The 15,470-nt window shown below is 67.3% G+C and carries 20 protein-coding genes; 10 read left to right on the forward strand and 10 right to left on the reverse strand.

Features of this window, described 5'->3' with window-relative positions; all coding sequences use genetic code 11:
• Nucleotides 1-18: 18 nt before the first annotated feature.
• The 5 genes from VI123_RS08050 to VI123_RS08070 all read left to right on the forward strand — a co-directional run bounded on the left by VI123_RS08050 (nucleotide 19) and on the right by VI123_RS08070 (nucleotide 3,011).
• Complete coding sequence (locus VI123_RS08050) at nucleotides 19-156, forward strand: hypothetical protein (protein WP_336337541.1); 138 nt, start codon at nucleotides 19-21, stop codon at nucleotides 154-156.
• Between the two features lie 103 nt (nucleotides 157-259).
• Nucleotides 260-433, forward strand: a complete 174-nt coding sequence (gene rpl18a / locus VI123_RS08055) for a 50S ribosomal protein L18Ae (RefSeq protein ID WP_336337542.1) — start codon at nucleotides 260-262, stop codon at nucleotides 431-433.
• A complete protein-coding gene (gene pfdA / locus VI123_RS08060) occupies nucleotides 430-891 on the forward strand; it encodes a prefoldin subunit alpha (protein WP_336337543.1) in 462 nt (153 codons plus the stop codon). Before rpl18a ends, pfdA begins: the two co-directional genes overlap by 4 nt.
• Before the next feature lie 6 nt (nucleotides 892-897).
• Nucleotides 898-2,094 (forward strand): signal recognition particle-docking protein FtsY, encoded by a 1,197-nt coding sequence (gene ftsY, locus VI123_RS08065; RefSeq protein ID WP_336337544.1) that lies wholly within the window; start codon nucleotides 898-900, stop codon nucleotides 2,092-2,094.
• Nucleotides 2,095-2,570: 476 nt separating this feature from the next.
• Nucleotides 2,571-3,011, forward strand: coding sequence for a cell wall anchor protein (locus VI123_RS08070; protein ID WP_336337545.1), 441 nt, complete (start codon nucleotides 2,571-2,573; stop codon nucleotides 3,009-3,011).
• 53 nt (nucleotides 3,012-3,064) lie between these two features.
• On the opposite strand, the gene VI123_RS08075 is transcribed toward VI123_RS08070, so the two are convergent.
• From VI123_RS08075 to VI123_RS08090, 4 genes are read right to left on the reverse strand one after another with little or no spacing between them, the layout of a single operon-like run.
• On the reverse strand, nucleotides 3,065-3,715 hold the full coding sequence (locus VI123_RS08075) for a bifunctional 4-hydroxy-2-oxoglutarate aldolase/2-dehydro-3-deoxy-phosphogluconate aldolase (protein ID WP_336337546.1): 651 nt from the start codon (nucleotides 3,713-3,715) through the stop codon (nucleotides 3,065-3,067).
• A 35-nt stretch (nucleotides 3,716-3,750) separates the two neighbouring features.
• On the reverse strand, nucleotides 3,751-4,035 hold the full coding sequence (locus VI123_RS08080) for a hypothetical protein (RefSeq protein WP_336337547.1): 285 nt from the start codon (nucleotides 4,033-4,035) through the stop codon (nucleotides 3,751-3,753).
• Between the two features lie 54 nt (nucleotides 4,036-4,089).
• The gene (locus VI123_RS08085) at nucleotides 4,090-4,464 is read right to left on the reverse strand and encodes a cupin domain-containing protein (protein WP_336337548.1); all 375 of its coding nucleotides are present in this window, start codon (nucleotides 4,462-4,464) and stop codon (nucleotides 4,090-4,092) included.
• A 44-nt stretch (nucleotides 4,465-4,508) separates the two neighbouring features.
• The gene (locus VI123_RS08090) at nucleotides 4,509-5,417 is read right to left on the reverse strand and encodes an AEC family transporter (protein WP_336337549.1); all 909 of its coding nucleotides are present in this window, start codon (nucleotides 5,415-5,417) and stop codon (nucleotides 4,509-4,511) included.
• 161 nt (nucleotides 5,418-5,578) lie between these two features.
• Here VI123_RS08090 and VI123_RS08095 point away from each other — a divergent pair, with 161 nt between their 5' ends.
• Nucleotides 5,579-6,985 (forward strand): signal recognition particle protein Srp54, encoded by a 1,407-nt coding sequence (locus VI123_RS08095; RefSeq protein WP_336337550.1) that lies wholly within the window; start codon nucleotides 5,579-5,581, stop codon nucleotides 6,983-6,985.
• Nucleotides 6,986-7,093: 108 nt separating this feature from the next.
• Nucleotides 7,094-7,492 carry a universal stress protein gene (locus tag VI123_RS08100; RefSeq protein ID WP_336337551.1) on the forward strand — a complete coding sequence of 133 codons (399 nt, stop codon included), beginning with the start codon at nucleotides 7,094-7,096 and terminating at the stop codon, nucleotides 7,490-7,492.
• Nucleotides 7,493-7,499: 7 nt separating this feature from the next.
• Here the strand turns inward: VI123_RS08100 and VI123_RS08105 are convergent, their stop codons facing one another.
• From VI123_RS08105 to VI123_RS08130, 6 genes are all read right to left on the reverse strand, one after another.
• Nucleotides 7,500-8,183 (reverse strand): thioredoxin family protein, encoded by a 684-nt coding sequence (locus tag VI123_RS08105; RefSeq protein ID WP_336337552.1) that lies wholly within the window; start codon nucleotides 8,181-8,183, stop codon nucleotides 7,500-7,502.
• A complete protein-coding gene (locus tag VI123_RS08110) occupies nucleotides 8,184-8,927 on the reverse strand; it encodes an ABC transporter ATP-binding protein (RefSeq protein ID WP_336337553.1) in 744 nt (247 codons plus the stop codon).
• Nucleotides 8,924-9,682: an ABC transporter ATP-binding protein gene (locus tag VI123_RS08115; RefSeq protein WP_336337554.1), complete on the reverse strand. Its 759-nt coding sequence runs from the start codon at nucleotides 9,680-9,682 to the stop codon at nucleotides 8,924-8,926. Before VI123_RS08115 ends, VI123_RS08110 begins: the two co-directional genes overlap by 4 nt.
• The gene (locus VI123_RS08120; protein ID WP_336337555.1) at nucleotides 9,679-10,770 is read right to left on the reverse strand and encodes a branched-chain amino acid ABC transporter permease; all 1,092 of its coding nucleotides are present in this window, start codon (nucleotides 10,768-10,770) and stop codon (nucleotides 9,679-9,681) included. The genes VI123_RS08115 and VI123_RS08120 overlap by 4 nt, the downstream gene beginning before the upstream one ends.
• Entirely contained in the window at nucleotides 10,767-11,705 is a 939-nt protein-coding gene (locus VI123_RS08125) for a branched-chain amino acid ABC transporter permease (RefSeq protein WP_407066997.1), read from the reverse strand. The genes VI123_RS08120 and VI123_RS08125 overlap by 4 nt, the downstream gene beginning before the upstream one ends.
• 133 nt (nucleotides 11,706-11,838) lie before the next feature.
• Entirely contained in the window at nucleotides 11,839-13,233 is a 1,395-nt protein-coding gene (locus VI123_RS08130; protein ID WP_336337557.1) for a substrate-binding protein, read from the reverse strand.
• A gap of 131 nt (nucleotides 13,234-13,364) precedes the next feature.
• On the opposite strand from VI123_RS08130, the gene VI123_RS08135 reads away from it, so the two are divergent.
• The 3 genes from VI123_RS08135 to VI123_RS08145 are packed head-to-tail and all read left to right on the forward strand — an operon-like array spanning nucleotide 13,365 to nucleotide 15,396.
• Complete coding sequence (locus VI123_RS08135) at nucleotides 13,365-14,207, forward strand: hypothetical protein (protein ID WP_336337558.1); 843 nt, start codon at nucleotides 13,365-13,367, stop codon at nucleotides 14,205-14,207.
• Nucleotides 14,208-14,250: 43 nt separating this feature from the next.
• Complete coding sequence (locus VI123_RS08140) at nucleotides 14,251-14,829, forward strand: magnesium transporter (protein WP_336337559.1); 579 nt, start codon at nucleotides 14,251-14,253, stop codon at nucleotides 14,827-14,829.
• Entirely contained in the window at nucleotides 14,830-15,396 is a 567-nt protein-coding gene (locus tag VI123_RS08145; protein ID WP_336337560.1) for a magnesium transporter, read from the forward strand.
• Nucleotides 15,397-15,470 lie beyond the last annotated feature (74 nt).

Consider the following 15,470-nt stretch of genomic DNA (forward strand, 5'->3'; position numbering starts at 1 on the left):
TGTGCCCAACTAGCACACATGGGCCAACGAAACCCACCCGCCGAAGACCAGAACAGCCTCGTCTGCCGGAAGTGTGACTACTCCACAGCGGTGCTCCGGCCGTCCTGTCCCGAGTGCGGGGGCGATATGGTGTACGCACCGGCGTCCGAGGAGTAGTCTAATCGGCCGTTTTCCCGTCGTGTGTCCGAGCCCGCGTCGCGTCCGCCGCGGGACGGGCGGAAGGGGAAGATACTTCCCTGCCCTGCCCGCACCTCAGTGTATGAGCACGTACACTGTTCGCGGTAGTTTCCCGGCCCGAGACGGCCCACAGGAGTTCGAGAAGGAGGTCGAAGCGCCAAACGAGGACGTCGCCGAGGAGCGCGTCTACAGCGACTTCGGCTCCCAGCACAACCTCAAGCGCACGCAGATCACAATCGAGGAGGTGGCAGCATGATGGGCGGTGGCGGCGGTGGCGGCGGCGGTCAGATGCAGCAGGTCGCACAGGAGATAGAGCAGATGGAGCAGGAAGTCGACGCCATCGACGAGGAAATCGAGCGCCTCCGCGACAAGCAGTCGGACATCGACGAGGCCATCGAGGCCATCGAGACGCTCGACTCCGGCTCCACGGTGCAGGTCCCGCTCGGCGGCGACGCCTACATCCGCGCGACCATCGAGGACATCGACGAAGTCGTCGTCTCGCTGGGCGGCGGCTACTCCGCCGAGCGCGAGCAGGACGGCGCTGTCGACACACTGGAGACGAAAAAGGAGACGCTGGACGACCACATCAGCGACCTGGAAGACGAGAAGGCCGAAGTCGAGACCGAGATGGAGGAGCTCGAACAGCAGGCCCAGCAGATGCAACAGCAGCAGATGCAGCAGATGATGCAACAGCAAGAGCAGGACGACGAGTAAGGCCGCATGTTCGACGGACTGAAGGACAAGCTCAGCGGGTTCACGAGTGACGTCGAGGAAGACGTCGACGAGGGCGCACTCGACGCCGAGGAGGAAGACGCCGACGGCGCGGACGAGGACGCGCCCGACCCGGCAGACACAGCCGAGTCCCCGGCGGACGCGGCCGGCGACGACGCCCAGGCGACCGAGCCTGCCGGGGAGCCGTTCCCGCCGGCCGAAGACGCGGACGAAGCCCTCGATGAAGCGGACGACGCCGACGCCACGGAGGCCGGCCCGGCGACCGAGGACGACCCCGACGCCGGAGACGACGACGACGGCCGCGGCCTCGCCGCCAAGGCGAAGCTCATGGCGACCGGCAAGACGGTCATCGAGGAAGAGGACCTGCAGGGACACCTCGACGACCTCGAACTGGCGCTGCTCTCCAGCGACGTGGAGATGAGCGTCGCCAACGAGATTCTCGACGGCGTCAAGGAGAACCTCACGGGCCAGACCCGGCGACGGCTCTCCAGCACGGGGAACCTCGTCCGGGACGCGCTCCGGGAGTCGCTGTACGACGTCATCAACGTCGGCCAGTTCGACTTCGACGAGCGGGTGCAGGACGCCGACAAGCCCGTCACAATCGTGTTCACCGGCGTCAACGGCGTCGGGAAGACGACGACCATCGCGAAGCTCGCCCGGTACTTCGAGGACCGCGGGCTCTCGACGGTGCTGGCAAACGGCGACACCTACCGCGCCGGCGCGAACGAGCAACTCGAGAAGCACGCCCAGAACCTCGACAAGAAGATAATCACCCACGAGCAGGGCTCGGACCCGACGGCGGTCATCTACGACGCCGTCGAGTACGCCAAGGCCAACGATGTCGACGTGGTGCTGGGCGATACGGCCGGCCGGCTCCACACCTCCGACGACCTGATGGCCCAACTGGAGAAGATAGACCGCAACATCGACCCGGACATGACGCTGTTCGTGGACGAGGCTGTCGCCGGCCAGGACGCCGTCAACCGGGCGCGCGAGTTCGACGACGCCGCCGAGATAGACGGGGCGATACTGACGAAGGCCGACGCCGACCCGCAGGGCGGCGCGGCCATCTCCGTCGCACACGTCACCGGGAAGCCGATACTCTTCCTGGGGACCGGTCAGGACTACGGCGACCTCGAACCGTTCGACCCCGAGGAAATCGTCGACAGCCTCATCGGCGAGTAGCGCTCGGACGCTCCGAACATTTTTGCCGCCACTCGCGGGCTGTGAGAGTTCGGTCAGCATGCCCTGCGAGCGAGGGCGGCCGAGTCTACGGGACTTCGACTGGGACAGCACCGACCACGCCAAGCGCAACGGGACCGAACTGCACCCACACGAGAGCGGTTAGCGACGAGGGAGAGTTATCCCGTTGTTAACCGGCAGTCCGGCCGACGCCGACCGTGACGCGGTCATCCGGCCGGGCCGCGGGGCAATCAGCAACGCGCTCCGGCGACGGATACCTATGCGTTCGATAACCGCCTGGAGCCGACCCCAAGACACCGCTCCGACGCCGCTGTACCCCGGTTCCGATCCGGAGCGAGCTGTTTACATGTCCTTTGCCACGCGGTCGGGTTTGGGCGTGGCTAATCCGCACTGTCGCTGCCCGCCAGATGCTTAGCAGGTCATTCATAAACTGCCCCGGTGGTCTCCGGGCAAACGCTATGAGACGACTCACATCCCGACGGAACGTCATCAAACTCGCGGGCGGCGCACTCGTGGCGCTGGCCGGCTGTGGCGGCTCCGACGGCGGCGGCACGCCGACCGATGGCGGTGGGGCCGAAGCCCCGGGCACGCCCACGGCCGAAGAGACCGACGCGATGACCGAAACCGGTACCGAACCGGCGATGGAAACCGAGACGGAGGCGGAGACCGGAACCGAGACGGTGACCGACGACTCCGGCGTCGACACTCCCGAAAACGAGACCGAGATGCCGGGTAACGAGACCGACGGACCCGGTAACGTGACCGAGATGCCAGGCAACGAGACCGACGGACCCGGTAACGTGACCGAGATGCCAGACAACGAGACGGCTATCCAAGACAACGAGACAGCGATGCCGGGCAACGAAACGGCGACGGCCGCGAACGAAACCGAAGAGTGAGCCGCTGACGCCGGTACGCCCGTCTCGGCTGGGGACCGACCCGCGGTCCGCCGTTACTCCCGGGCGGCCTCGACGGCGGTGACGAACTCCGCGGCCTGTTCGCGGACGCCGTCCATGTCGTCGTTCTCGATTGCCTCGTAGTTGACCAGCGCCGAGCCAGCGCCGACGGCGACCGCGCCGGCGTCGAAGTACTCCTCGACGTTGTCGACGGAGACGCCGCCGGTCGGCATGATTGGCACGTCGCCCAGCGGCCCCTGCAGCGCGCCGATGTGGCCCGGGCCGACCGTCGAGGCGGGGAACATCTTCAGGATGTCAGCGCCCGCTTCCATCGCGTCGGCGGCCTCCGTCGGCGTCATGACCCCGGGGATGGCGAGGACGCCCTCGCGGTTGCACACGTCGATGACGTCCTCGTTGAGGTTCGGCGCGAGGACGAACTCCGCGCCGGCCTCGATGACGTTGCGGGCGGCGGCGGCGTCCATGACAGTGCCGGCCCCGACGATGGCGTCGGTGTCGTCGAGGGCCTTGTCGACGGCCGCAATCATGTCCGAACAGCGCTTCGCGTCGGCGGTCAGTTCCAGCGCCGTGACGCCGCCCTCGTGGACCGCCGTCGCCACGTCGACCATCTTCTCCTCGGGGATGCCACGGAGGACGGCCGTGACCCCGCTGTCTACGAGTTGCTGCTGGACCACTTGTTTACTGGTCATACCCGACGGTGCGAGCGGTGGGGAGAAAAAACGTGCTACTCCGGGTGTCGGGTGTCGTCCGACCCCACCCGAGTGGTGTCGTCGGGGTCGGGCGCGGAAGACTCCGGCAGCAGGTCGACCACGAGCGTCACCGCCGCCGCCAGCGCGACCAGGCCGCCGGCGACGCCCGTCACCGTGAACAGTACGTCCTCCTGGTAGCCGGTGACGACGTAGCCGATGTCCGCGAGCGTGACGAGGCCGATACCCAGCGTGAACGCGATGACTTGGAGCCAGCGGCGGATGGAGCGAGAACGCGATTCGGCGTCAGTCTCGGAGGGCATACCTACCGTTCTGGCCCATTTCTCATCAGTCCAGCGGCCGGGACGCGGCCGGACTCACGTCTCGGGCTCGTAGGGCAGCGCGATGTCGGTCGGCGGCGCGCCGACGCCGAGCACCGTCACTGGGTCGTCGGCGTCGGCGGGGTTGTGCGCGCGGTGTGGGCTCTCCGGCTCGGCGACGAAGGTCTCGCCGGCCGACACGACGTACTCCCCGTCGGGCGTCTCGACGTGGAGCGTCCCGTCGAGCACGTAGAACAGTTCCTCGCGCGTCTCGTGGTAGTGGTAGGTCCGCGAGAGGTCCTCGCTGGGGGCCATCTCGTAGGTGGCCGCGTGGAGCGCGTGGAGTTCGGCGGCGTCGGAGATGCCCCGCCGGTCACAGGGGTAGTCCTCGGTCTCCGGCAGGTCCTCGGGGTCGAGGTGGTGATAGCCCATACCGTCGGTGGGGGCGTCGGGGGCAAAAGCGTGGCTACGGCCCCTCAGCCGAACAGCCAGACCAGCACCGAGAGGGTCCCGATAGAGACCACGGTCGAGGTGAAGACGTTCAGCGAGGCAAAGGCCGCGTCCCCGCCCAGCTCCGTCGTGTAGACGTACGTCGAGACGGCGGTGGGCGCGCCGAACATCACGACCGCCGCGCCCAGAACTGTCGCGTCGACCGACAGCGTGGAGTACACCAGCCACGCCAGCGCCGGCATCCACAGCACCTTCAGCCCGACGACGCTGACGGTCTTCTGCAGATCCGACAGCGGCAGGTCCGTGTCCAGCGTCGCGCCGATACACAGCAGGGCGACGGGCAGGGCCAGTTCAGCCGGCGGGCCGAGCACAGCGATGAACGGCTCCGGTACCGGCAGCGACAGGACCGACGCCGCGATACCGGCCGCGAGCGCGACGAGCACCGGGTTCGTCACGAGTTCCTTGCACTCCCCCAGCAGCGACGCGTCGCTCCCGTTGATGCGGACCAGCAGGAACACCGTCACCGGGACGTGGGTCACCGCGCCGATGCCGAGGATAACGCTGGCGACCGCCGTCGCGTCGCTGCCCATCGTCTCCGCCACCAGCGGGAGTCCGAGAAACCCCATGTTGCTGTGGTAGGACTGGACGACCGACACGCTCCGGCGACCCGCCGACTCAAGCCGCCTGTGGACGACCCAGCCCAGGACGACCGTCAGCGCGATGACGGCCCAGAAGCCGACCAGCAACGCCGGCGAGATAATCTCCCTGAGCGGGCGGTTGTACGTCGACCGGAAGATGAGCGCCGGCAGCGCGACGGAGAACACCAGCGTGGTGAGCAGTTCCGTCCGTCGCTCGGTCAACAGCCCGATGGACCCGGCGGCGACGCCGGCCGAGAGGAAGGCGACCATGAATCCGAGCTGCCCGAGGACGGCCATGTTGTCGCCCAGTCGGCTCGAACTCTTGACCCTTTCGCCACAGCGGAACGCGAAATTTAATCATGTAGTTTCCGCGCGGCTGGCGAGATTCCGCTCTCGGCCAGGGCCTGGCGGCCCGACAACAAGCCTTTACCCGCGTGGTCGCGTACCTCGCTCCAACAATGGTACTCGACGATTTGGGGAGTTCGCTCCGGGGGACCCTCGACGACCTCAGGGGGAAGTCCCGGCTCTCCGAGGAGGACATCGAGGACATCGTCAAGGAGATTCAGCGGTCGCTGCTCCAGGCCGACGTGGACGTGGGGCTCGTCCAGGACCTCTCTAGCAGCATCGAGACGCGCGCGCTGGAGGAGGAACCGCCGGCGGGCACGACCCCGCGGGACTGGGTCCTGCGCATCGTCTACGAGGAACTGGTCGAACTTGTCGGCGAGTCCACCGAACTGCCGCTGGAGGAACAGACCATCATGCTCGCCGGCCTCTACGGGTCGGGGAAGACGACGACGGCCGCGAAGATGGCGTGGTGGTTCTCGACGAAGGGGCTCCGGCCGGCTATCATCCAGACCGACACCGACCGCCCCGGCGCGTACGACCAGGCCAGGGAGATGGCCGAGCGCGCCGAGGTGGAGTTCTACGGCGACCCCGACGAGGACGACCCGGTGAAAATCGCCCGCGAGGGCCTCGCCGAGACGGAGAGCGCCGACGTGCGCATCGTCGACACGGCCGGTCGCGACGGCCTGAACGAGGAACTCATCGAGCAGATAGAGCGCATCGAGCGGGAGGTCCAGCCCGACCGGAACCTCCTGGTGCTGGACGCCGCGATGGGCCAGAGCGCAAAGAGCCAGGCTGCGGACTTCGAGGCGGCCATCGGTATCGACGGCGTCGTCATCACCAAGCTCGACGGGACGGCGAAGGGTGGCGGCGCGCTCGCCGCCGTCAACGAGACGGACTCGACTATCGCCTTCCTCGGCTCGGGGGAGACCGTCAAGGACATCGAGCGCTTCGAGCCGTCCGGGTTCATCTCCCGGCTGCTCGGGATGGGCGACCTCAAACAGCTCACCGAGCGCGTCGAGCGCGCGATGGAGGAGACCCAGGAGGGCGACGACGAGGACTGGGACCCCGAGGACATGCTGGAGGGGCAGTTCACCCTCAAGGACATGCGCAAGCAGATGCAGACAATGAACAACATGGGACCGCTCGACCAGGTGATGGACATGATTCCCGGCCTGGGCGGCGGTCTGATGGACCAGCTCCCGGACGACGCGATGGACGTGACCCAGGAGCGGATGCGCGACTTCGACGTCATCATGGACTCGATGACCGAGGAGGAACTGGAGAACCCCCGCGTCGTCGGCCAGTCCCGGACCGAACGCATCTGCCGCGGTTCGGGCAAACCCGAGGAGCGGGTCCGTGAACTGCTCCAGCAGCACAAGCAGATGGAGCAGATGCTCAAGCAGTTCCAGGGCATGGGCGACGGCGACATGGAGCGGATGATGAAACAGATGCAGCAGGGCGGCGGTGGCGGCGGCATGGGCGGTATGGGCGGCGGCGGAATGGGACCGTTCGGTGACTGACGCCGCTGTGTCGAGCCGCGGGCCGTGATACCCCGCGTGATTTTGATGATTTATATCCGAAATACGGGCCAGAACTAAGGGTTGGCCCGTCGTACGGACGAAGCGAGCATGTACGAAATTGTCGCTGGGATAGACAAGAGTGAGGCTCGTGGGACCGCCATCGCGGAAGCGATAACCGAGATACCGATGGACGCCAGCCAGGTCCGGGTCACACTGCTGCACGACTTCGAGGAGAACCCCGAGGGCGCGTCGGTCGACCAGGTGTCCTCCGTGCGCCGGGCACGGGAAGTTCTCGAAGACGCCGGCGTCGAGGTGACACTGGAGGAGTCGAGCGGCGAACCCGCCGACGCCATCCTCCGACTGGCCGACGAGCAGGACGCCGACATGGTCGTCGTCGCCGGGCGCAAGCGGACGCCGACGGGCAAGGTGCTGTTCGGTAGCGTCACACAGAGCGTGATTCTGGGCACGGACCGTTCCGTGCTCGTCTGTAGCGGCGAAGAAGACTGAGCCGCAGTCAGACCCCGTACACTTCTGCGACCCGTTCGGCGAGCGGCTCCGGGTCCGTCCGGCCGGTGATTCGCTCGACGGGCTCGCCGTCCTCGAACAGCACGACGGCGGGGGCCGCGTTGACGCCGACCGAGCGGCAGAACTCGGGTGACTGCTCGCCGGCGATGCCGCCGACCGGAACGCCCTCGGGGAACGCGGCCAGGACCTCGTCCAGCTCGCCCTTCATCGCTTCGCAGGGGTCACAGAACAGTTTCCAGACGGTGACGACACACCGGTCGTGGGCGTCGACGAAGGCCTCGTAGCTGTCGTCGCCCAGGTGTTCGACCCCGTCCGGCACCGGCGTCTCCGGGCCGAGTTCGGTCGCCATCTGTGCCATCGTCGTCAATTCCACGGTGGTGTAGTCCCCGTCGACGGCCGACCGCAGGGCCAGGAACGTGGCGAACTCCTCGCGGGACACGTCCAGTTCGGCGACCCGCTCGGCGGCTTCGGTCGCCGAATCGAGGCCGAACACGTCGGCGACGGACTCGTGGAACTCCGCGTCGGCCATCGTGACGTACGTGTCGTAATACACCTCGCGGTCGGCCTCGAACGCCGCCGTCGTGCTGACTTCGTCCGTCTCCGCGTCGATGGCGACGACGTCCTCCGACTCCAGTGCGTCGAGCAGCGCCTCGGGGGATTGTGCGTCCGCCATTCAGACACCTAGATACTTGTCGCGGGTCTCCTGGTCGTTTTGCAGTTCCTCGGCGGGCCCCTCGAAGACCACCTGGCCGCGGTCCAGCACGTAACACCGGTCGGCTATCTTCATCGCCGCGACGGCGTTTTGCTCGACCAGCAGTATCGTCGTGCCGTCCTTGCTGATGCGCTTGATTGCGTTCTCGACGGACTGGATGATTTGCGGAGCCAGCCCCTCGTACGGCTCGTCGAGCATCAGCAGGTCGGTGCTCTGGTGGAGCGCGCGGGCGATGGCGAGCATCTGCTGTTCGCCGCCCGAGAGCGTCCCGGCCTTCTGTGACCGGCGCTCGTCCAGTCGGGGGAAGTACTCGTAGATTTCCTCGGTCGACATCCCCTCGTCGCGGAAGTCGAGGTTCCGCCCCCAGGTGTTCGACTTGTTCCGGACCGTCTCCGCGAGGTGCAGATTCTCCGCGACCGTGAGGTCAGTGAACACGCGCCGTTCCTCCGGCACCAGCGAGATACCGCGGACGGCGATGTCCTCCGGCGGGTCGTTGGTGATGTCGGTCCCGGCGAACTGAATCGTGCCGCTCCGGACGTCCGGCGGCGTCGCGCCGGAGATACACCGGAGCGTCGACGTCTTCCCCGCCCCGTTGCGGCCCAGCAGGGCGGTGATTTCGCCGTCGTCGACGCTCATCGACACGTCCTGGATGATGTGGCTCTCGCCGTAGTAGCCGTTGATGTTATCCACGTCGAGCAGCGTCATTCCTCGACACCTCCGAGGTACGCTTCCTGCACGGCGGGGTCGTCCTGCACTTCGTCGGGGGTCCCCTTTGCGATGACCGATCCGCGGTTGAGGACGACGATGCGGTCGGAGATGTCGAAGACGATTTCCATGTCGTGTTCGACCAGCAGGAAGGTCAGGTCCAGTTCCTGCTTGACCCGCTTGATGAGTTCGACCGTCGACTTGGTCTCGTCGGGGGACATCCCGGCGGTCGGCTCGTCCATCAGGAGCATGTCCGGCTCGGCGGCCAGCGCGATGCCGAGTTCGAGCCGTCGCTTGTTCCCGTAGTCGAGGCTGTCGGCCTGGTTCTCCCGCTCGTCGTACAGCCCGACCGATTCGAGCACCTCGTTGGCCAGCTCCTCGACGGCCGGGTAGCTGTTCTCGTGCCGGAAGAAGTTGAACCGGAACGAGCCGTGTTCGGCGGCCAGCGCGGCGATGGTGGCGTTCTCCTTGACGGTCAGCTCCGGGAAGATAGAGGCCGTCTGGAAGGACTTGCTCATCCCCCGTTGGACGACCTCGTGTGGGTCCATCCCGAGGATGGAGTTCCCCTGGAACGCTATCTCGCCGTAGCTCGGTTCGAGCCGCCTGGTGACGAGGTTGATGAACGTCGATTTCCCCGCACCGTTGGGGCCGATGAGGCTCACGCCCTCGCCCTGCTCTATCTCCAGGTCGACCTCGTCGACGGCCGTGAGGCCGCCGAACTGCTTCGTGAGCTGCTGTGTTTCGAGGACCGTCATTCGTCCTCACCACCGACGACCATCCTGCGGACGTAGTCGATGCCGCCCCAGATACCGTCGGGGAAGAGGACGACGGCGACGACGAACACGACGCCGAGGATGAGGTGCCAGAAGGGCCCCAGCGTCGGGAACCCGCTGACGATGTTCTCGATGTACAGGTACAGCCCGGCACCGAACAGCGGGCCGAACAGCGACCCGACGCCGCCGAGCACGGTCATGATGACGATGCGCCCGGACTCGGTCCAGTACAGCGACTCCAGGGGGACGTAGTTCCCCTCGATGGCGAACAGGCTGCCGGCGATGCCGGCGAAGGCCGCGGAGATGATAAACGCCATCAGCTTGTACCGCCAGACGTCGAGGCCGACGAACTCCGCCCGCCGCTCGTTCTCCCGAATCGCGCGGAACACAGTCCCGTACGGCGAGTGGAGGATGCGGTTGGCCATCGCCACCGACAGCACAGTCATGGCGGCGACGAACACGTACAGCATGTTGTCGACCAGCATCGACAGCGGGAACGGCACGCCGCCGTGGATGTCGATGACGCCCAGCAGGCTGCCGATGTCGACGGAGGTGAAGCCGTTCTCCCCGTTCGTGAGGAAGGCAAGCGGCGACGCCGCCAGATAGAACGACATCTGGCCGAACGTCAGCGTCAGGATGGCGAAGTAGATTCCGCCGCGGCGCAGCGACAGGAACCCGACTATCCACGCCAGCAACACCGCAAACGCCGTGCCGGCGAGCAACACCAGCAGCGGCGAGCTACTGACGCTCGCGCTGAAGATGCCGGCGGCGTAGGCCGCGCCGCCGAAGAAGACGGCGTGACCGAACGACAGCAGGCCGGTGTACCCCAGCAGGATGTCGAACCCGACGGCGAAGATGCCGTAGATGAGCATCAGCGTCGCCAGCTGCGTGTAGCCGTCGAGGAAGTTGTTGAACAGGAACGGGAAGACGGCCACGCCCACCACCGTGAGCAGGACCGTCGATATCTCCCGGTCGCGGAAGTTGGCCCACCGGTCGGCGAAGCCGCCGGAGACCTCCGCGTCCGCGTCGGCCGCCGCCGTGGCGGTCGCGTCGCGCGGTTCGTCGCTCACGAGACCTCCACCTCCGAGCCCAGCAGACCCTGCGGACGCACCAGCAGGACCAGCGCCGCGAGCGCGTAGATGCCGACCTGGCTCCAGGCGGCGTAGCCGGTCTGGATGAGAAGCACCTGTAAGGTCCCCAGCATCAGCCCGGCCACGACGGCCCCCTCTATCTTCCCGACGCCGCCGATGACGACGGTCAGGAACGCCGGGACCAGCTGTTCGGTCCCGATGTTGGGATTGACGTTAGCGAGCGGGCCGCCGACGACGCCGGCCACGCCGGCGAGGGCGGCACCGATGCCGAAGACGACGAGGTACGGCCGGCTCAGCCGGATTCCCAGGAGCCGGACCATCTCGCCGTCGAGGGTCCCGGCCTGGACGATGAGCCCGAAGTCGGTGTACTCGACGAGGGCGTACACGCCGAGGACCAGGACCGCCGTGATGGCGATGACGCCGAGCCGCCAGCGCGGGAAGTTCCCGACCACGGGCAACGCGATGGGACCGGACGCCCACGAGGGCTGTGGGAACGGCTGGCTGCTCCCGCCCAGCAGCGCCCGGAGCGTCTCCTGGACGATGATGGCGAGCCCGAAGGTCACGAGAATCTGGTCGGTGTCGGGGCGCTCGTAGAACGCCTGCGCGACGAACCGCTCCATCAGGAGCCCGACGATGAACACCACGATAGGCACGATTACCAGCGCGGCGATAAACCCGAGTCCGATGCCGTAGGACTGGATGCCCCACTCCGCCAGCTGCCCGTTGTTCAGCGGGACCTGTCCCGTGATGAACAGTCCCAGATACGCGCCGACGAGGTACAGCGCCCCGTGGGCGAAGTTGACGAACTTCAGCGTCCCGAGGATAATCGACAGTCCGACCGCGAGCAGGACGTAGATAGCACCCTGCTGCAACCCGTTCAGTAGGATGGTGAGGATATCCGCGAGCAGCGTCACGTCGAACGCCCCCCACCGCACTCTTCTCGTACGAATTCTGAATTTCTAATCATGTATTTCTGGTGTATCACGTAAGGCGAACTCATGCACTATAAATCATGAGGGGTACGGCACCCTCCCCGAACTGCGGCCGCTATTCGTCCCCGTACTCACCGAGTTCGCACTCCGCGGCCGGGCCGGAGTCACAGCCGTAGCCGACGTCGTCTCGGGACGTGATTTCGACGATTTCGATGAAGTTCCCGCCACCCTGTTCGCTCTCCGGGAGTCCCCGGGCGACCGGAATCGCCCGCTGGGCCTGGTGGTCGCAGCCGCGCATCGTCTCCTCGCCCATGCCGATGTTGCTGTATTCGTAGTCTTCCAGTTCGCGGATGACCTCCGGCGGGTAGAACGTCCCCGCCCGCTCGGCGGCGGCCGCGTACTGGAGCGTCTGGGCGTAGGCGAGCTGGGCCGGTCCGGAGGGGACGCGGTCGTACTCGTCCTGGAACGCCTGCGTGAAGGCGTTCGAGGGCTCGTTGTCTATCTGGGAGTCCCAGGCAATCGTCCCGAAGATTCCCTCGATGGCACCGCCGGCGGCCTGGGCCATCGGCCGGTTGTACAGCGGAACGACGATTTCCATGTCCTCGTCGATGCCCGCGTCGACGGCCTGGGAGACTGAGTTCGCGCCGTCCAGCCCGTAGTGGTTCAGCACCAGCACGTCGGCCCCCGAGTTCGCGGCCTCTGAGAGGTACGAGGAGAAGTCGGAGGTACCCAGCGGCGTCGGGACGCTCTCGACCTGCGACCACCCGATATCGGAGAGGAATTGATTCATCGACTCCTGCTGGGTCTGACCCCAGGAGTAGTCGGCGTACAGCTGGTAGAAGGAGTTGTCCGAGCCGTACTCGCTTTCGAGCACCGGGGCCAGCGCCTGCCCGGTCATGTAGGCGTTGAACATCTCCCGGAACCCGTACCGGGCGCAGTCCTTTCCGGTCGTGTCGTTGGAGTGGGTCAGACAGGCCATGAACATGACCCGCTCCGTCTGACAGAGGCCCTGGACGGCGATGGCCACAGCACTGGAGGAGCCGCCCGAAATCATCACCACGTTGTCGCGGTTTATCATCCGTGAGGCGGACTGTCGGGCGGTGTCGGCGTCTGTCGCCGTGTCGCCGTTTACCGACTCAACTGTGTAGCCGAGGACGCCGTCGCCGCTGAGGTCCTCGAAGCTGTCCACCCAGCCACCCCCGTTGTTGAGGTGCTGCTGGGCCAGTTCGTAAGCCCGGAGCTCGTCTTGCCCCTCCGAGGAGTACGGGCCCGATTGCGGGACGTTGAACCCGAACGTGACCGTGTCGCCCTCGACCGGAAAGTTCCCGAGCGCGGGGTAGTCGTCGCCACCGTCGCCACCTCCGTCACCGCCACCGTCGCCGCCGTCACCGCCGCCGTCACCACCGTCGCCACCGGAGCAACCGGCCAGTCCCGTCAGTCCTGCCACACCTGCGACGCCCGTACTCTTCAGCAACTGTCGTCGGTTGACCGTACTGCCATTAGTTGGCATGTTCCATACGGTGTCTGAATCCATCATAATAGTTTCGGTAAGTTAACCAGCGATTTCACATCTACTCCCCGACATGTCACGGCAGAACGGCGGTCCGTAGACTTATTTCGACCTGAATGGTTTGTTATACCATGGCGTGGAAACTCCGGCAGGCGCTGCTCGTCGTCGCCGTCGTCGTCACCGCCGGCTGTGGGGGGTTCGGGCTCGGCGGTGACGGGTCGTCGTCGTCGGCGGTGACCCCCGCGCCGGTGCCCACCGGGTCGGCCAGCACGTATCCGCCCGGCATCGGGCCGACGGGCGTCACCAGTCCGTCGCTGCTCGGGGCCGCCCACGCCGCCCGCCTCAACGGGACCGGGTACACGCTGACGACGGCCCGGACCGTCAGGTACGCAAACGGGTCGTTGCGGTCGTCGCTCCGGGTCCGCGTCGCGCTGGATTCGAACCGGACGCACCTGGCGACCATCTCCGTCCGCGGGGACGCGGCCCCGGTGCTCCTCGGCCGGCCGCCGGCGACCGCGTCGTTCTGGTCCGACGGCGACACGTACCTCCGCCGGCTCTCGCGGGACAACCGCACCGTCTACAACGAGTACGACCCGCCGGACAGCTACGCCGGGACGTGGCAGTACTGGGTCCACACCGCGGCGCTGAACGGCCGTCCCGCCGCGGACGTGGCCCGGACCGTCGCGCCGTTCCACACGCGGACCTCGCGGTCCCAGCAGTCCGGCGAGACGATCTACGTCGTCAGGGGCGACCGACTCCGGGAGAACACGACCGCGTGGGCGGGCCGGGAGAACGCGACGCTCGTCGCCCGCGTCACCCCGGCCGGACTCGTCCGCGAGTCCCGGACCGAGTACGCGACGACGGCGGCGGGCGCACCGGTCACCGTGACCAGGACTGTCGCCTTCGATGCGGTCGGGAACACGACGGTGGGGCCGCCGCCGTGGCGCGACAGAGCGCTGTCGACCGACGGCTGAGAGTATCGGGGGGCTTTTTTCGCTCGCCGTTGTTCGCCCTGCAATGACTGTCCGCGAGGTGGCACTCGAAGCCTACCGGGAGTCGCTCCCGGTGCTGGCGCTCAGTGCGGTCGGTGGCCTCTTCGCGGGCGTCGTCCTCGGCGGCATGGACGCGGAGCTGCAGGACGTCGCCGGCCTGCTCGTGCTCGTCCCGGCGCTGCTTGCCACTCGGGGGAACGTCTACGGCTCGCTGGGCGCGCGCCTGGGGTCGGCGCTCCACCAGGGGCTCATCGACCCGACCTTCTCCTTCGACGACGACCGCATCAACGCCGCCGTCGCCGCGGCGCTGGCAAACGGCGTGCTCATAAGCGGCGTCGCCGCGGTGCTGGCCGTCGCCCTGCTCGCGCTGGTCGGTCGCCCGTCGGCCTCGCTCGGGACGCTCGTCGCCATCGCGCTCGTCGCCGGCCTCGTCTCCGGCCTGCTGCTGACCCTCGCTGTCGTGTCGGTCGTGTTCGTCGGCTACCGGCGCGGACTCAATCCCGACACGCTCGCCGGCCCGGTCGTGACGACGACGGGCGACGTGGTCGGCGTCGCGACGCTGCTGGGCGCGACCCGCCTCGTCCTCGCGCTGGGGGGTGGCTGAGTGACGGAGTTCGCCTCCCAGTGGTCCGTCTCCGGCATCGTCAGGACGATGTTTCCCATCCTGGTCGTGCTCACCGCCATCGAACTCGGGAGCGGCCTCGTGCTCGATACCTTCGAGGGGACGCTGCTGCAGTACCCCTCGCTGCTCGTGCTCGTCCCGGTGACAATCGGGATGGCGGGGAACCTCGGCAGCATCCTCGCCGCGCGGCTCTCGACGGCCTTTCACCTCGGGGTGCTGTCCTTTTCGGCGACCGACGACCGGCTGGCCGGCAACGCCGTCGCCACCGTCGCGCTCGCGGTGACGCTGTTCCCGCTCGTCGGTGTCGGCGCGTGGCTCCTCCAGACCGCCATCGGCGGGGCCGCGCTCCCGCTCCGGACGGTCGTCCTCGTCGCGCTCGTCAGCGGGAGCCTGCTGGCGGTCCTGGCCGTCGCCGTGACGACGGTGACGACCTACGCCGCCTACCGCTTCGAACTGGACCCCGACGACGTGGTCATCCCTGTCGTCACGAACGTCTGTGACGTGCTCGGCGTGGTGGTGCTGTTCGGTGCCGTCCGCGTGTTCGTGTGAGCCGGGACCGCAGTACGGCCCCGGCGGCTGACGCTACCGATGGGCCTTTGCGGGACAGGCCGCTACGTCGGGCC

Origin of the sequence: Haloarcula sp. DT43 (assembly GCF_037078405.1) — an archaeon.
In the GTDB taxonomy this organism is placed as follows: domain Archaea; phylum Halobacteriota; class Halobacteria; order Halobacteriales; family Haloarculaceae; genus Haloarcula; species Haloarcula brevis.

Bases quoted from the DNA above. Each gene is read 5' to 3' on its own strand.
- VI123_RS08050 (WP_336337541.1), top strand. From the start codon at position 19: ATGGGCCAACGAAACCCACCCGCCGAAGACCAGAACAGCCTCGTCTGC.
- rpl18a (WP_336337542.1), top strand. From the start codon at position 260: ATGAGCACGTACACTGTTCGCGGTAGTTTCCCGGCCCGAGACGGCCCA.
- pfdA (WP_336337543.1), top strand. From the start codon at position 430: ATGATGGGCGGTGGCGGCGGTGGCGGCGGCGGTCAGATGCAGCAGGTC.
- ftsY (WP_336337544.1), top strand. From the start codon at position 898: ATGTTCGACGGACTGAAGGACAAGCTCAGCGGGTTCACGAGTGACGTC.
- VI123_RS08070 (WP_336337545.1), top strand. From the start codon at position 2,571: ATGAGACGACTCACATCCCGACGGAACGTCATCAAACTCGCGGGCGGC.
- VI123_RS08075 (WP_336337546.1), bottom strand. From the start codon at position 3,715: ATGACCAGTAAACAAGTGGTCCAGCAGCAACTCGTAGACAGCGGGGTC.
- VI123_RS08080 (WP_336337547.1), bottom strand. From the start codon at position 4,035: ATGCCCTCCGAGACTGACGCCGAATCGCGTTCTCGCTCCATCCGCCGC.
- VI123_RS08085 (WP_336337548.1), bottom strand. From the start codon at position 4,464: ATGGGCTATCACCACCTCGACCCCGAGGACCTGCCGGAGACCGAGGAC.
- VI123_RS08090 (WP_336337549.1), bottom strand. From the start codon at position 5,417: ATGGCCGTCCTCGGGCAGCTCGGATTCATGGTCGCCTTCCTCTCGGCC.
- VI123_RS08095 (WP_336337550.1), top strand. From the start codon at position 5,579: ATGGTACTCGACGATTTGGGGAGTTCGCTCCGGGGGACCCTCGACGAC.
- VI123_RS08100 (WP_336337551.1), top strand. From the start codon at position 7,094: ATGTACGAAATTGTCGCTGGGATAGACAAGAGTGAGGCTCGTGGGACC.
- VI123_RS08105 (WP_336337552.1), bottom strand. From the start codon at position 8,183: ATGGCGGACGCACAATCCCCCGAGGCGCTGCTCGACGCACTGGAGTCG.
- VI123_RS08110 (WP_336337553.1), bottom strand. From the start codon at position 8,927: ATGACGCTGCTCGACGTGGATAACATCAACGGCTACTACGGCGAGAGC.
- VI123_RS08115 (WP_336337554.1), bottom strand. From the start codon at position 9,682: ATGACGGTCCTCGAAACACAGCAGCTCACGAAGCAGTTCGGCGGCCTC.
- VI123_RS08130 (WP_336337557.1), bottom strand. From the start codon at position 13,233: ATGCCAACTAATGGCAGTACGGTCAACCGACGACAGTTGCTGAAGAGT.
- VI123_RS08135 (WP_336337558.1), top strand. From the start codon at position 13,365: ATGGCGTGGAAACTCCGGCAGGCGCTGCTCGTCGTCGCCGTCGTCGTC.
- VI123_RS08140 (WP_336337559.1), top strand. From the start codon at position 14,251: ATGACTGTCCGCGAGGTGGCACTCGAAGCCTACCGGGAGTCGCTCCCG.